Source organism: Mesorhizobium sp. RCC_202 (assembly GCF_041355295.1).
In the GTDB taxonomy this organism is placed as follows: domain Bacteria; phylum Pseudomonadota; class Alphaproteobacteria; order Rhizobiales; family Rhizobiaceae; genus Mesorhizobium.
This window is the reverse complement of the sequence record NZ_JBFUPO010000004.1, coordinates 439,615-453,243: the sequence shown is the minus strand read 5'-3', so window position 1 is coordinate 453,243 and position 13,629 is coordinate 439,615. Positions and strand designations below refer to the sequence as shown.

13 protein-coding genes are annotated in these 13,629 nt (G+C 63.1%); 5 read left to right on the top strand and 8 right to left on the bottom strand.

All coding sequences use genetic code 11. The features are described from left to right. Positions 1–376 precede the first annotated feature (376 nt). Together AB6802_RS12300 and AB6802_RS12295 are read right to left on the bottom strand one after the other, a co-directional pair. The gene (locus AB6802_RS12300) at positions 377–961 is read right to left on the bottom strand and encodes an HD domain-containing protein (RefSeq protein ID WP_371010362.1); all 585 of its coding nucleotides are present in this window, start codon (positions 959–961) and stop codon (positions 377–379) included. Continuing rightward, positions 958–2,109 carry a gamma-butyrobetaine dioxygenase gene (locus AB6802_RS12295; RefSeq protein WP_371010361.1) on the bottom strand — a complete coding sequence of 384 codons (1,152 nt, stop codon included), beginning with the start codon at positions 2,107–2,109 and terminating at the stop codon, positions 958–960. The genes AB6802_RS12300 and AB6802_RS12295 overlap by 4 nt, the downstream gene beginning before the upstream one ends. Before the next feature lie 111 nt (positions 2,110–2,220). Between AB6802_RS12295 and AB6802_RS12290 the strand changes: the two genes are divergently transcribed. After that, positions 2,221–3,138, top strand: coding sequence for a LysR family transcriptional regulator (locus AB6802_RS12290; RefSeq protein ID WP_371010360.1), 918 nt, complete (start codon positions 2,221–2,223; stop codon positions 3,136–3,138). Positions 3,139–3,276: 138 nt separating this feature from the next. Next, positions 3,277–5,079 (top strand): NAD(P)-binding domain-containing protein, encoded by a 1,803-nt coding sequence (locus tag AB6802_RS12285; protein WP_371010359.1) that lies wholly within the window; start codon positions 3,277–3,279, stop codon positions 5,077–5,079. Here AB6802_RS12285 and AB6802_RS12280 read toward each other — a convergent pair. The 3 genes from AB6802_RS12280 to AB6802_RS12270 form a co-directional block, all read right to left on the bottom strand. Continuing rightward, positions 5,076–5,552 (bottom strand): GNAT family N-acetyltransferase, encoded by a 477-nt coding sequence (locus AB6802_RS12280; RefSeq protein WP_371010475.1) that lies wholly within the window; start codon positions 5,550–5,552, stop codon positions 5,076–5,078. The genes AB6802_RS12285 and AB6802_RS12280 overlap by 4 nt on opposite strands. An 88-nt stretch (positions 5,553–5,640) precedes the next feature. Continuing rightward, positions 5,641–5,949: a hypothetical protein gene (locus AB6802_RS12275; RefSeq protein ID WP_371010358.1), complete on the bottom strand. Its 309-nt coding sequence runs from the start codon at positions 5,947–5,949 to the stop codon at positions 5,641–5,643. Positions 5,950–5,954: 5 nt separating this feature from the next. After that, complete coding sequence (locus AB6802_RS12270) at positions 5,955–6,521, bottom strand: helix-turn-helix domain-containing protein (protein WP_371010357.1); 567 nt, start codon at positions 6,519–6,521, stop codon at positions 5,955–5,957. Positions 6,522–6,671: 150 nt separating this feature from the next. On the opposite strand from AB6802_RS12270, the gene AB6802_RS12265 reads away from it, so the two are divergent. Continuing rightward, on the top strand, positions 6,672–8,501 hold the full coding sequence (locus AB6802_RS12265) for an ATP-binding protein (RefSeq protein WP_371010356.1): 1,830 nt from the start codon (positions 6,672–6,674) through the stop codon (positions 8,499–8,501). Between the two features lie 166 nt (positions 8,502–8,667). Here the strand turns inward: AB6802_RS12265 and AB6802_RS12260 are convergent, their stop codons facing one another. Together AB6802_RS12260 and miaA are read right to left on the bottom strand one after the other, a co-directional pair. Then, positions 8,668–9,459, bottom strand: coding sequence for a GGDEF domain-containing protein (locus AB6802_RS12260; protein WP_371010355.1), 792 nt, complete (start codon positions 9,457–9,459; stop codon positions 8,668–8,670). A 126-nt stretch (positions 9,460–9,585) separates the two neighbouring features. Continuing rightward, entirely contained in the window at positions 9,586–10,524 is a 939-nt protein-coding gene (gene miaA / locus AB6802_RS12255) for a tRNA (adenosine(37)-N6)-dimethylallyltransferase MiaA (protein ID WP_371010474.1), read from the bottom strand. Between miaA and serB the strand changes: the two genes are divergently transcribed. After that, positions 10,514–11,401 carry a phosphoserine phosphatase SerB gene (gene serB, locus AB6802_RS12250; RefSeq protein ID WP_371010354.1) on the top strand — a complete coding sequence of 296 codons (888 nt, stop codon included), beginning with the start codon at positions 10,514–10,516 and terminating at the stop codon, positions 11,399–11,401. The two genes, miaA and serB, sit on opposite strands and share 11 nt — an antisense overlap. Continuing rightward, positions 11,398–11,970 carry a GNAT family N-acetyltransferase gene (locus tag AB6802_RS12245; protein ID WP_371010353.1) on the top strand — a complete coding sequence of 191 codons (573 nt, stop codon included), beginning with the start codon at positions 11,398–11,400 and terminating at the stop codon, positions 11,968–11,970. Before serB ends, AB6802_RS12245 begins: the two co-directional genes overlap by 4 nt. 44 nt (positions 11,971–12,014) lie before the next feature. Here the strand turns inward: AB6802_RS12245 and AB6802_RS12240 are convergent, their stop codons facing one another. Beyond that, the gene (locus AB6802_RS12240) at positions 12,015–13,532 is read right to left on the bottom strand and encodes a DegQ family serine endoprotease (protein ID WP_371010352.1); all 1,518 of its coding nucleotides are present in this window, start codon (positions 13,530–13,532) and stop codon (positions 12,015–12,017) included. Between the last annotated feature and the right edge of the window lie 97 nt (positions 13,533–13,629).

The window sequence follows — 13,629 nt, the reverse complement described above, 5'->3', positions numbered from 1 at the left end:
TGGTCGTTTAGTTGGATTTCAGGCAATAAAAAAGGCCCCCGAGGGAGCCTGTGTGATGCGCATGGGGGGTTTTCGCCCGGCGGTTACACCGCCTTGCCCACGCGCTTTCCTACGAGAATGAGTGCCGTTTTCATGGTGGCGGACAATAGAATTGGTTCCGCGCCGCTGTCAACGGGCAAAGTGGCGAACGCTGCTCGTCCAGATCCGGGCGAGCGACGCCGCTTGCTCACCTTGCCTGGAGAAGCATTTGATGCGGCTTTGGATGAGCGCGCCGGCAGCACGCGCTCCCGGCATTCGCCAGGCCCATGGGCCTTTACGGCACGTTCCCCGTCGAAGCGGAAACACATCGCTTGCCCCTCCACGATGCTGATTGCGCTCAGCCTCGATTGGCGAAATCGCTGACAACCCGCTGCAGCAGCGGCACGTAGTCGCGAAAGCTTCGCGTCTTCATGTTGGCGATCTTGCCGGCCTCGTCCCAGATGCGGACCCGCACCGCTTCCTCATGGAACGGGTTCTTGCGGAACTCGGCCACTTCCTCGGCGCTCATCGGCCCGCCCTGCAGCGACAGCGTGTGCACCGAGGCCTGCGACAACCTGGCGAAATAGGTCGGATCGACGGCGCAGAGATAGCGTTTGGCCGCGACATGCAGCCTGACGCATTCGACGATGACCGGCGGAAAGAAGGGCGCCAGTACCTCGCCGCCCGCTTCGTCGTGATGCTTGTCCTCGACATCGTCGGGCGAATAGGTGCCGAACTCGCTGGTATAGTGGCCGATGTCGTGCAGGAGCGCTGCCGCCACCAGCACATCGGGCGCGCCGTCCTGCTCGGCAAACCATGCGCCCTGCAGCATGTGTTCCGACATAGTGACCGGTTCGCCAAGATAGGATTCGGCGCCACGGCGTTCGAAAATGTCGGCGATGAATTCAACGATATTGTCGGCGTTCAAATCCTGGCCGCTCATTCCGCGGCCTCCTTGAACTGGTGCTCGATCGCGGCAAGCGTCGACAAAAGCCCGTCTTTGTCGGCATAGCAGCCCTGCAGCCAGCGCTTGCCGGTGCCTGAAAACGCCTTGCGCGCATGCATCACGCGAGTGTTGTCGACAATGAAGGCCTGCCCCGCCTCGAGCTTGAAGGTCACCTCGAAGGCAGGATCCTCGATCAGCTCTGCGAACCGGCGGTAGGCGGCGTAATATTTGCCCATCGCGTCGAACGGCACATCGACCGTCGGCGCCAGCGAACGGTTGTTGAAGCGGATGCAGAGAAGTTCGCCATCCGGCCCCAGCTCGATCATCGGGCGCTTCGACTGCAGCCGCACGCCGGACGATCCGGCATATTCGAACCGCGCCGCATAAGAGGAAAGCAAACGGAAGCCTTCGGGGTTTTCGGCCTGCAACGCCGCCGCCACAGCAAAGCCGTCGACGACGCTCGACTCGCCGCCCTCGACCGTATTTTCGATGCAGGACAGGATCTGCAGCGTCGGCACCGGATCGCGGTAGGGATTGTCCGTATGCGCCTGCAGGCCGAGATTGGTGTAGGCGAGATTGGTCGGATTGACCTCGGCGCGGACTTCGAACCAGCGACCGTAATTGGTCTCCCTGATGTAGCCGAACAGGTCGGACACTTTGCAAAGCGCTCCGGATTCCGCCGGCAGATCGTCCATCACGGCAAAGCCATAGGTTTTCACCGCCGCCAGCCATTGCCCCAAGACGGCGCAGTCGCGGCTGGCCGCGACATAGCCGGCGCGCGGCACCGAATGCTGCATCGTGGCCTTGGTCCATCGAACGGTATCCTTGCCGGTCCACCCAGCCTGACCGGCGGTGTCGCGATCATAGGCGTTGGCGCTCAGCCACGCCGAGGGAAAGCTGACCGTCTTTCCTTCCGGAACGAAGGTGAGTTCCAGCATATCGCCCTTGATCGTGGCGGCATCGATCGTCGTATCGGCCGGAATGTCGAGGATGGTGATCAGCCGCTGGCCGTTGCTGGCGCTGCGGGTCTTGTCGTCGAGCGCGTTGTCGCGCAGCCAGATGGCATGAAAGCGGGTACGCGCGCCGTCCTTCCAGCCAAGTTCGATTGTTTTGCCTTTATCGCCGATAAGCGCGTGCGTAAGCATAAGATCCGTTCCTGTCCGCTGCGCCCCGGTAACGGAGCTTCGGTTGCACGTTGACGGGACGGTAGACATAATTCAAATTATCGTTTTTTGGCCAATGGTCATAAATATCTAATGGCTCAAATAGCACTGCCCTTGCCCCCGCTTGACTGGCTGCGCAGTTTCGAGGCCGCCGCGCGGCTGTCGAATTTCACCGCGGCCGCTGCTGAACTCGGCCTGACCCAGGCGGCCGTCAGCCAGCATATCCGTTCGCTTGAAGAGCGGCTGAAACATCCCTTGTTCATCCGCCTGGCGCGCGGCGTCGAACTGACGCCCGAAGCCGCGGCCTATCTGCCGCATTTGCAATCGGCCTTCGCCGTGATCGGCAACAGCACGCGCGAACTGTTCGAGCCGAGGACGATCCAGAACGTGACGATCCGCTCGCCGATTTCCTTTGCCGTGTTGATGATCGCGCCGGTCCTGCCCGAAATGGCAAACAGCCTGCCGCATGTCCAACTGCAGATCGAGACCATCCACACGCCGGCCGACTACGGCGAACGCTCCGGCATGCTCGATATCCGTTTCGGCACCGGCTCCTTCGCTGGGCGGCAGGCCGACCGCCTGACCCGGGAGACCCTGACGCCGATGGCGACGCCCGCCCTGGCCAGGGTGCCGGATTGGACGAAATTGCCGAAACTCACCGTCGTCGGCGCGCGCGAAATGTGGGGCGAATGGTTCGCTGCCGCCCGCATGGCCCCGACCCTCGGACCGACGCATAAATTCGATAGTTTCGTCGCCGCGCTCGAGGCGGCCAGGCACGGTGCTGGTATGGTGCTCGGCTCACGCCCGCTGGCCGATGCGGCGCTGCGTGACGGATCGCTGGTGACTTTTTCCGAATTTGCCCTGTCGGGCGGCGCCGGGCACTATCTGACCGCTCCCTCCGGCGCCCATCTCAGCAGCGCCGAGGACGATGTCCGTCACTGGTTTGCAACCGTGTTTGGCCAACGCATGGCCGAACTCCAGTCGCCGGCCATATCGGCGATTTCGCGATAAGTCACTGAATTCGCGCCAAACTATTTGCCGACGTGACGCGGCACACGGTTTGCCGCGATACTGCGCAAAGCCGGACGTTCAAGCTTCGGCGAAGGCTCGCTCATCCCAGGCGGCCGGAAAAATCATGGAGGAAATTCGATGCTCGACAAGGCCCCCAACAAGAAGCTTTCCGACCTGCTCGACAAATTTGGCGCGGCCCTTGTCGCGGGCGATATCGACAAAGCGGTCGCCTGCTTTCAGGAGGATTGCTACTGGCGCGATCTCGTCAGCTTCACCTGGAACATCAAGACGATGGAAGGCCGCGACCAGGTACGCGACATGCTGGTGAGCCAATTGGCCAGGACCAAACCGTCGAACTGGGCGATAGCCAAGGGCGAAGACGCCACGGAAAACGACGGGCTGCTCGACGGCTGGATCGGCTTCGAGACGGAGGTCGCGCGCGGCTTCGGTCACATCAGGCTGAAGGACGGCAAGATCTGGACGCTGCTCACCACGATGGTCGAGCTCAAGGGCCATGAGGAACCGGCCGGCTTCGACCGCCCGCTCGGCGCCAAGCATGGCCATGGCCGGAATCGCCCGACTTGGAAGGAAGAGCGCGAGAAGGAAGCCGCCGAGCTCGGCTTCAAGACGCAGCCCTACACGCTCATCATAGGCGGCGGCCAGGGCGGCATCGCGCTCGGCGCGCGTCTGCGGCAACTCGGCGTGCCGACCATCATCGTCGAGAAGAACGAGCGTGCCGGCGACAGCTGGCGCAAGCGTTATAAGTCGCTCTGCCTGCATGACCCGGTCTGGTACGACCATCTGCCGTATATCGATTTCCCCAGGAACTGGCCGGTCTTCGCGCCCAAGGACAAGATCGGCGACTGGCTGGAAATGTACGCCAAGGTCATGGAGCTGAATTACTGGTCCTCGACCGAGGCCAAAAGCGCTGTCTATGACGACAAGAAAAAGCAATGGACCGTGGTGGTGCGCCGCAATGGCAAGGACATCACGCTGCAGCCGAAGCAGCTGGTGCTGGCTACCGGCCAGTCCGGCAAGGCCAACATGCCAAGCTTCAAGGGCATGGACACATTCAAGGGCGACCAGCATCATTCCTCGAAACATCCCGGCCCCGACGCCTATGTCGGCAAGAAGGCAGTCGTCATCGGTTCGAACAACTCCGCCCACGACATTGCGGCCGCCCTTTGGGAAGCCGGCGCCGACGTCACCATGGTGCAGCGCTCGACCACGCATATCGTCAAGTCGGACACGCTGATGGAGATCGGTCTGGGCGCGCTCTATTCGGAAAAGGCGGTTGAGAGCGGCATGACCACTGCCAAGGCCGATCTCGTCTTTGCCTCGCTGCCCTACAAGATCCTGCACGAGTTCCAGATCCCGGCCTATGCCGAGATGAAGAAACGCGACGCCGGTTTCTACAAAGGCCTGGAGAGGGCCGGCTTCATGCTCGACTGGGGCGATGACGGCTCCGGCCTGTTCATGAAATACCTCCGCCGCGGTTCGGGCTATTACATCGATGTCGGCGCCTCCGACCTGATCATCGACGGCTCGATCAAATTGAAGAGCGGTGTCGAGGTGAAGGAGATCAAGGCGCATTCCGTCCTGCTCTCCGACGGATCCGAACTGCTGGCCGATCTCATCGTCTACGCCACCGGCTATGGCTCGATGAACGGCTGGGCGGCCGACCTGATTTCAAGAGAGGTCGCCGACAAGGTCGGCAAATGCTGGGGTCTGGGCTCCAACACGACCAAGGATCCTGGGCCTTGGGAAGGCGAGTTGCGCAACATGTGGAAGCCGACGCAGCAGGAGGCGCTCTGGTTCCATGGCGGCAACCTGCACCAGTCGCGTCATTACTCGCAGTTCCTGTCGCTGCAGCTGAAGGCGCGCATGGAAGGCATCGCGACGCCGGTCTACGCGCTGCAACAGGTGCATCACAAGGGTTAGGCAGGCTCGCCGATCCGTTTCCAGTAGATGAGCGTGCCGGTCAGTCCGCCATGCGGTTTCAACGCGTAGTCGGGGATCTCGCCGGCCAGCGTGAAGCCGAGCTTCTCGTAGAGGCCGGAAGCGCCCTCCTCGCTGGCCGTGTCCAGCACCAGCAGGGTTTTGCCCTTCTCGATGGCGAGAGCTTCCGCGGTCCGCATCAGGCGGGTCGCTGTGCCTTTGCCGCGATGCTCAGGCCGCGTCATCAGCTTGGCGATCTCGGCGCGATGCGGCTGGTTTGGCGGGCAGTCGAGAAGCAGCGTGACGGTACCGACGAGCGCCTCGCCCTGCCAGGCGCCCAACACCGACCTTTCACCTCGAGCCGCAGCGGCAAGCGAGTTGCGCCAAAACGCCTGCGCCGCATCCGGCGACAATGGATGCATGAAGCTGACCGATCCTCCGGCGGCGACCGTCCCGATCAACAGCTCGGCCAGCATGGGCGTGGTCGCCGCATCGTCGCTGAGCGGCCTGATGTCGAGGCTGTTCACGCTGGTGTTCCTTCCATGGCTGGACTCCGGCTCTCCGTCATTCGAAATGGCTGTGCCGCTTGCGCCGCCGCGCCCGCCGGATTTCGGCGATGCGTTCGGCGTCTTCCTCGCCAAGGTGACGCCCGCGCTCCAGGATCTCGAGCGTGTATTCCTCATAGGTGAGACCGAGCCGCTCGGCTCTTTCCAGGCGCATCAGCATGATGGCCTGGCTGGGCGCTTTCCAGGCTTTGTCATGCGCGGCGCGCCAGGCGAGGAAGAGATAGGCGTCCCCCTCGCCCCAGGGTGGACCGACATAGTCCGTGAGCGGCGGCCCGCCATTGTGCGAGCGTTTGGGTCGGCGAGGCACCGGGATCAGTCCCTGACCAGCGCCACGAGATAGTCGGCCGCATCCGGCCCGGGAGCGTGGAAAACGCAGTCGCTCGGCGCCCCAAGCGCCAGGCAGTCGCCGGGCTCCAGCCTGTGCACGACGTCTCCCTCGGTGAAGTCGAGCCTGCCGCTGATCAACCATATCTGCTGCTTGATGAAGGCGTAGGACGACGCCGGCAAGCTCACTTTGGCGCCCGCCGGCAGGCTGACCCTGATCAGTTCGAGCGGCATCTGCGCTGCCGGCGACAGATGGCGCCTGACATAGCCGGTCTGGGGATCCCGCCAGAGCGGCTGCGCGTCCTTGCGCAACAGGCCACCGCCTTGCATCTCGGCTCGCGCGATCAATGTCGACAAGGTCATGCCGAAGGCCGAGGCGATGCGCACCAGGAGCACGGCGGTGGGGCTGGTCATGCCGCGTTCGACCGCGCTCAGCATCGCCTTCGAGACGCCGGAGCGCTCGGCAAGCTCCGCCAGTGACCAGTCTCGCATCGTCCTTTCAGCGTGTATCCGCCTGCCGATGGTGACGGCAATGTCGTTCGTTATATCGTCCATTCGTCCAGTATATCGAAATTGCTTGGCCTGGAAAGAGGGGATTCGATCCAATTGCGCCGATCGGCTTAACGGCGCCTACACCATTCGACATCACCTGACTTTAACCCCGATCGCATAGGGTTGACGCTCCAGGGGAATGGGACAGTCACAATGTTCGTCGAACGCGAAGCCTCGGTTGGAGAACTGACCTCGCAGGAACGTCGCAACGCGGAACTGAACGACAAACGCATTCTGGGCAACGTCGTGCAGTGCGATGGCGCGCGTGCCACCATCAGCGCCTATGCTGAGGATACCGAAGGCGCGGTCACCGGCCTGTGGACCGTCGGCAAGATGATCTCCATCAATCTCGGCGCCACGCGCACGGTCGGCCTGGTCTACGCGATCGGCAAGTCGGATCGCGCCTGGAGCAACGAAGGCCAGAACCCGATCGAGGTCTCGATCGAGCTGATCGGCGAAGTGCGTGACGGGATCGATCCAGGCGCCAAGCCGGTATTTGACCGAGGCATCACCACTTACCCGCATATCGGCGCCATCGCGCATCGCATCCGCACCCGCGACCTGCAGGCAGTCTACGATCTCGCCGGGCGCCACTCGGTCACCATCGGCAGCCTGTCGCAGGACGAGTCGATCGATGCCAAGATTGCCATCGACGATACGCTGGCCCGCCATTTCGCCATCGTCGGCACCACCGGCGTCGGCAAATCCACCGCCGTCTCGCTGCTGTTGCGTAAGTCGATCGAAGCGCGACCGGACCTGCGCGTCCTCATCCTCGACCCGCATAATGAATTCGCCGCCTCGTTGCCGGAATATTGCGTGAAGGTCGATTCCAAGACGCTCGACCTGCCGTTCTGGATGTTCAGGCTGGAGGAATTCACCGAAGTGCTGTTTCGCGGGCGCGAGATAGTCCCGGAGGAAGTCGATGTCCTGCGCGACCTGATCCCGGTCGCCAAGAACCTCTATCGCAACCCGAGTTCCGGCAGCTATATCAGGCGCGGCAGCGACGCACTGACGGCCGATACGCCGGTGCCGTACCGCATCGCCGATCTGATCAAGCAGATCGACGAGCGCATGGGCTTGCTGGAGAGCAAGAACGACCGTCCGACCTTGCGCTCGCTGAAGACCCGCATCGAATCGGCGGCGGCCGATCCGCGGTACCGCTTCATGTTCAATTCGCGGCTGATCGAGGACACGATCCACGAAACGATCGGCAATATCTTCCGCGTCCCCCACCACGGCCGCCCGGTGACCTGCTTCGAGATGGCGGGCATGCCGTCGGAGGTCGTCAATTCGGTTTGCTCGGTGCTGGCGCGCCTGGCTTTCGATCTCGCTCTGTGGAGCGAGGGCCGGCTGAAGCTGCTGCTGCTTTGCGAAGAGGCGCACCGCTATATGCCGGCCGACGCGCGCCTGGGCTTTGCGCCAACCAGGCACGCTCTGTCACGCATTGCCAAGGAAGGCCGCAAATACGGCTGCTATCTCGGCGTCGTCACCCAGCGCCCGGGCGAGCTCGACCCGACCATCCTGTCGCAGTGCTCGACCTTCTTCGCCATGCGGCTTGCCAATGAGCAGGACCAGGCGATCATCCGCTCCGCCATCGCGGACTCCTCGGCCTCGACGCTGGCGTTCCTGTCCTCGATGGGGCAGCGCGAAGCCATCGCTTTCGGCGAAGGTGTCGCGACGACGATGCGGCTCAAGTTCGAGAAGCTGCCGCAGGAGTTCATCCCAGGCACCTCGCAACGCGAGCAGAGCGTGGCAGCCGAGGAAGGCAACGATGTCGATCTCGCCATGATCGTCGAGCGCCTGCGCAATGTGCCCAAACCGCAGCAGTCCATGGCCTTCGCCGAAACGGTGGACTCTTCCCGCCAGGCCGGCGACGCCGACTATCGAAAGCCGGCCGCAGCGCGATTGCCGGCGGACGAGGATTTCGACCTGCGCTATGGCCTGAAGCCAGCCACCTTCGGCATCCGCCAACAGAACGATTAATCGATCAACGGCGCAGACACTGCCAAATTCCGATAGGGAATTTGTCAGGCTGAGTCGAATGGTGCCGTTTGCGAGAACCGGAGCGGAGCGGACACTAAGTCCGTGAGCACCGGAAGCGCAGCAAACGGCGGCATGCGGCCAGCCTCACGAATTTAATGATGAGATTTTAGGCGCAGACGCGGTTGCGGCCTTGCTTCTTTGCCTCGTAGAGCTGGCGATCGGCGCGGCGATAGAAATCCTCAGCGCTTTCCTTGTGATCCCAGACGGCAAGACCGACGCTGGTGGTGACCTTCAGCCGCACATTGCCGGACAGAACCGACATGTTGGCGATCGCCTTGCGGATGCGCTCGGCGAAACGGGCAAGCAGTTCGGCGTCCATGTTGGGCGTGACCACCGCAAATTCTTCGCCGCCCAGGCGCGCCACCACGTCGTGATAGCGCGTCATGCCCCTGAGGCACGAGGCGACGGCTCTCAGCACCTCGTCGCCGACATCGTGACCATGCGTGTCGTTGACCTGCTTGAAATGGTCGAGGTCGAGGATCATCAGCCCGACCGGCCTGTCGATGCGACGGAATTCCTCGAGATACTCGCGCAAGGCGTCGTCGAAGTAGCGGCGATTCTGCATGCCGGTCAGGCCGTCCGTGAGCGCCGCCTGCTCCAGCGTCTGTGAACGAGCGCTGAGCGACACCGTCATGGCGCGCAGCTTGCCTTCTTCCCGCACCTGCCCGCGGATCAGCGGGTAGATGAAGAAAGTCCCGAAGAACATCGCCGTCGCCAGCAGCGCTCCGGTCACGAACAGCAATTTGTTGAGGTAGATGATCCTATCGACACGTGATGCGGTATCGAGGTCGGTGGCGATGCCCTGCAACTGGCCATAGGCATGGAATGTCACCAGGCCGGCGGCCAGGATCACGAAAATAAAGACGAAAAAAGCGGATTCCGCCTTGTGGAAACGCATCAACTCCCCGCCGCACTGTAACCTTTGGGGTTATGGCATGGCCGGCCTTACGGAGGGTTAACCGTAACAACCCTGGCGAGAAGAACGCGCGAAGATTTTAAGGCTCTGATTGAAAATGGTATTGGATCAGACCGCGAGGTCGTCACCCGGCCGCAATCTGCGCCATTCCACTCCCAGCTGATTCCTGAACCAGGTCGCCTGGCGCTTGGCATATTGGCGGGTTGCGATCTTGGCGCGTTCGATCGCTTCGGGAAATCCTGTTTGCCCGGCCATCGCCGCCTGCAATTCGCGCACGCCGATCGCTTTTAAGGCCGGCAGCGCGGGATCGAGGTCGAGCGCCGTCAGTTGGCGGACTTCGTCGAGCGCGCCCTTGTCGAGCATCTGGTCGAAACGAACTTCGATGCGCCGCACCAGCTCAGCCCGGTCCGGCTCGATCACCAGGAAGCGCGCGCTGCCGCGATCGATCAGTGGCCGGCAGCGCGCCGCCTGCCATTCCAGGATGGAGCGCCCCGAGGCATCGAGCACTTCGAGCGCGCGCACGATACGCTGACTGTCGGTGGCTTTGAGTTGCATGGCGACAGCCGAATCCTCGCGCATCAGCAAGCGATGCAGCCGCTCGGCGCCTTGTTCCTTGAGTTCGTAACGCCAGCGGTCCCGCACTGCCTGCGGAATGTCGGGCATGTCCGAAATGCCTTCGGCCAGCGCGCGGAAGTAAAGCCCGGTGCCGCCGACGAATATGACGGCACGGCCCGACAGAACACCCTCATCGATCAGCTTCGTCACATCGCGCAGCCAGGCGCCGGTCGAATAGGCTGTCGAGGGATGCACATGGCCGTAGAGGAAGTGCGGCGCGCGCGCCATTTCGGCAGCGCTCGGCCGCGCTGTCAGCACATCGAGCACCGAATAGCCCTGCATGGAATCGGTGTTGACGATGACCGCGCCCTGGCGCTCGGCAAGATCAAGCGCCAGCGCCGACTTGCCGCTGGCGGTCGGCCCGGCTATCAGGATCGCGTTTTTCACGCGGCCCTCGCCCGCTTGCCCGCCGGAATCTTCGATGCCGCTGATCGCCACAATAGTGTCCCGTCCCGAAGACCGCGCCGTGTCGGTCTCGCTTGCGAATATGGCCTCGCGGGCGGCGGGCGCAAGCGTTGTTCATTGGCTGGCCGAGAACATTGCCTGCGATGTCGTTTTGCCCGAGGTGCCGGACGTCGGCGCATTGACGGCCAATCTGCGCGCGGCACTGGCCTCCGAGCCGGTCGACGTCATCGTTCAGCCGGCGCAAGGCAGAAAAAAGAAGATTCTGCTTGCCGACATGGATTCGACCATGATCGACCAGGAATGCATCGATGAGCTGGCCGACGAGATCGGCGTCAAAAGCCACGTCGCGGCGATCACCGCGCGCTCGATGAATGGCGAGATCGCGTTCGAGCCCGCCTTGCGCGAGCGCGTTGCCTTGTTGAAGGGCCTCGATACCACCGTGGTCGATCGCATCATCGCCAATCGGCTCACGCTCGCCGCCGGCGGCCGCGCGCTGGTGCGAACGATGCGCGCCAACGGCGCCTGGACCGCGCTGGTTTCGGGCGGTTTCGATGTTTTCACCAGCCGCATCGCCGACATGCTGGGGTTCCAGGAAAACCGCGCCAACCGCCTGATCGAGCAGGACGGCAAATTCACCGGCATGGTGGCCGAGCCGATCCTTGGCCGCGCCGCCAAGGCCGAGGCTCTGCTTGATATCGCGGCCAAGATTGGCGTGAAGGCCGAGGACGCCGTTGCGGTCGGCGACGGCGCCAATGATCTCGACATGATCCGCCTCGCCGGCACCGGCGTCGCCTTGCATGCAAAGCCTTCCGTGGCGGAGCAGGCAAGAATCCGCATCGATCATGGCGACCTGACCGCGCTGCTCTATCTGCAGGGATACCGCCGCGAGGAGTTCATTGAGTGAGACCTATCCGCACCGAGCGCCTCATCCTGCGCAATTGGGAAGATCGCGACCGCGAGCTGTTCCACCGCATCAACTCCGACGAACGCGTGATGGAGTTCTTTCCGTTTCGCCGCACTCGGGCCGAAGCCGACGCCAAAATGGATGAATTCCGTGGCTGGATCGAAGAGGACGGCTACGGCTTCGCCGCCGCCGAGATCGACGCGACCGGCGAATGCATCGGCTTTGTCGGCCTCCTCGATACGGATCACGTGCCCACCCTGTCCAACGGCGTGATCGAGATCGGCTGGCGGCTGGCCCCCGAATTCTGGGGCAAGGGTTATGTCACGGAAGCCGCCGAAGCCTGGCTCGCCTTCGGCTTCGAAACGCTCGACCAGGACGAGATCGTGGCCTTCGCGGTCGCCGACAATCACCGCTCGACCGCGGTCATGAAGCGCCTCGGCATGCGCGCCGACCCCGCCAACGACTTCGACCATCCCAACATTCCCGACAGCCATCCGCATCTCAAATGGCATTCGCTCTACCGGCTGTCGCGCGACGAGTGGCAGGCACAAAAAAGGGCGGCTCGCTAACCGCCCTTTTGTTTGAAAACAACTGGTTGCCAGGCTTGTCGGACTCAATCCATCCGGATCGTCACGAAGCGCAGTTCGCCGGTCTTTGACGCCAGCATCAACAGCGCATTCTTGCGACCCTGCTCCTTCAATGCACCGATCCGGTCCATGACGTCCTTTGGCGTGGCAACCGATTCCTGCGCGATCTCGGTGATCACCTCGCCGGGCTGGATGCCGCGCTCGGCGGCGGCCGAGTCCTTGGCGACGTCGGTGACGACGACGCCCGACACGTCGGCGGCGATACCGAACTTCTGCCGTGTCTGGTCGTTGAGCTCGCCGACCGTCATGCCGAGCACCGAAGCCGTCGACACCGGCGGAGTTGCCTTGTCGCCATTGTCCTGATCGGTGTTGCCGTTCTCGCCGCTGGCGAGTTTCTCGCCATCCTCGAGCCGGCCGAGCGTGACCTTGACCGTCTGCTCGACGCCCTTGCGCACGATGACGACGTCGACCGCCTTGCCGACCGGGCTTTCAGCCACGACGCGCGGCAGGTCGCGCATTTCATGGATGTCCTTGCCGTCGAACTTTATGACGACGTCGCCGGCCTGGATCGTGCCGTTGTCGACCGGGCCGCCCTTGATGACGCCGGCCACCAGCGCGCCCTTGGCCGTCGCCATGCCGAGGCTTTCGGCGATGTCGTCGGTCACCGGCTGAATGCGCACGCCGAGCCAGCCGCGCCGCGTCTCGCCAAACTGGCGCAGCTGGTCGACCACGCCGGCGGCGAGTTGCGAGGGGATCGAGAAGCCGATGCCGATCGAACCGCCCGACGGCGAGATGATCGCCGTGTTGATGCCGATCACCTCACCGGTGCTGTTGAACAGCGGACCGCCCGAATTGCCGCGGTTGATGGCGGCATCGGTCTGGATGAAATCGTCATAGGGTCCGGAATTGATATCGCGGTTGCGCGCCGAGACGATGCCGACCGTTACCGTGCCGCCGAGGCCGAACGGGTTGCCGATCGCCATCACCCAGTCGCCGACGCGCATCTTGGTGGAATCGCCGAACTTCACCGCCGTCAGCTTATGCCCCTTCGGCTCGACCTTCAGCACCGCGACGTCGGTCTTGGTGTCTGTGCCGATGAGCTTCGCCTTCAACGTGATGCCGTCGGAGAAATTGACCTCGATATCGTCGGCATCGGCAATGACATGGTTGTTGGTCACCACGATGCCCTGCTCGGCATCGATGACGAAGCCGGAGCCCAGCGACTGCACTTTCTGCGCGGCGCCACCCTTGTCGCCGCCGCGGTTCTTGAAGAAATCGTCGAAAAAGTCCTGGAACGGCGAACCCTCCGGCAGTTGCGGCATCGGGACCGCACCCGGCCCCTCAGTTCCCTTTACCGTCTGCGAGGTCGAGATGTTGACCACGGCGCCAAGCAGGTGTTCGGCGAGATCGGCGACCGAAGGCGGCCCATCGGACGCGATCGTCGGCGTGACGAATGACGGGACGGCAACCATGCCGACCACGAACGCCGCAGTGCCGGCGATGAAAGTGCGCCGCGCCGCGCGCAACAGGGTGTCGGATATCATCGTGGCCTCCCGAAAATCTGAAACAAGCGTGTGTCTGAAAAGGACAGGCGCCTCCGCAAAGACGCCTACCCGGTCATGTTGGCAAGAAATACGGCAC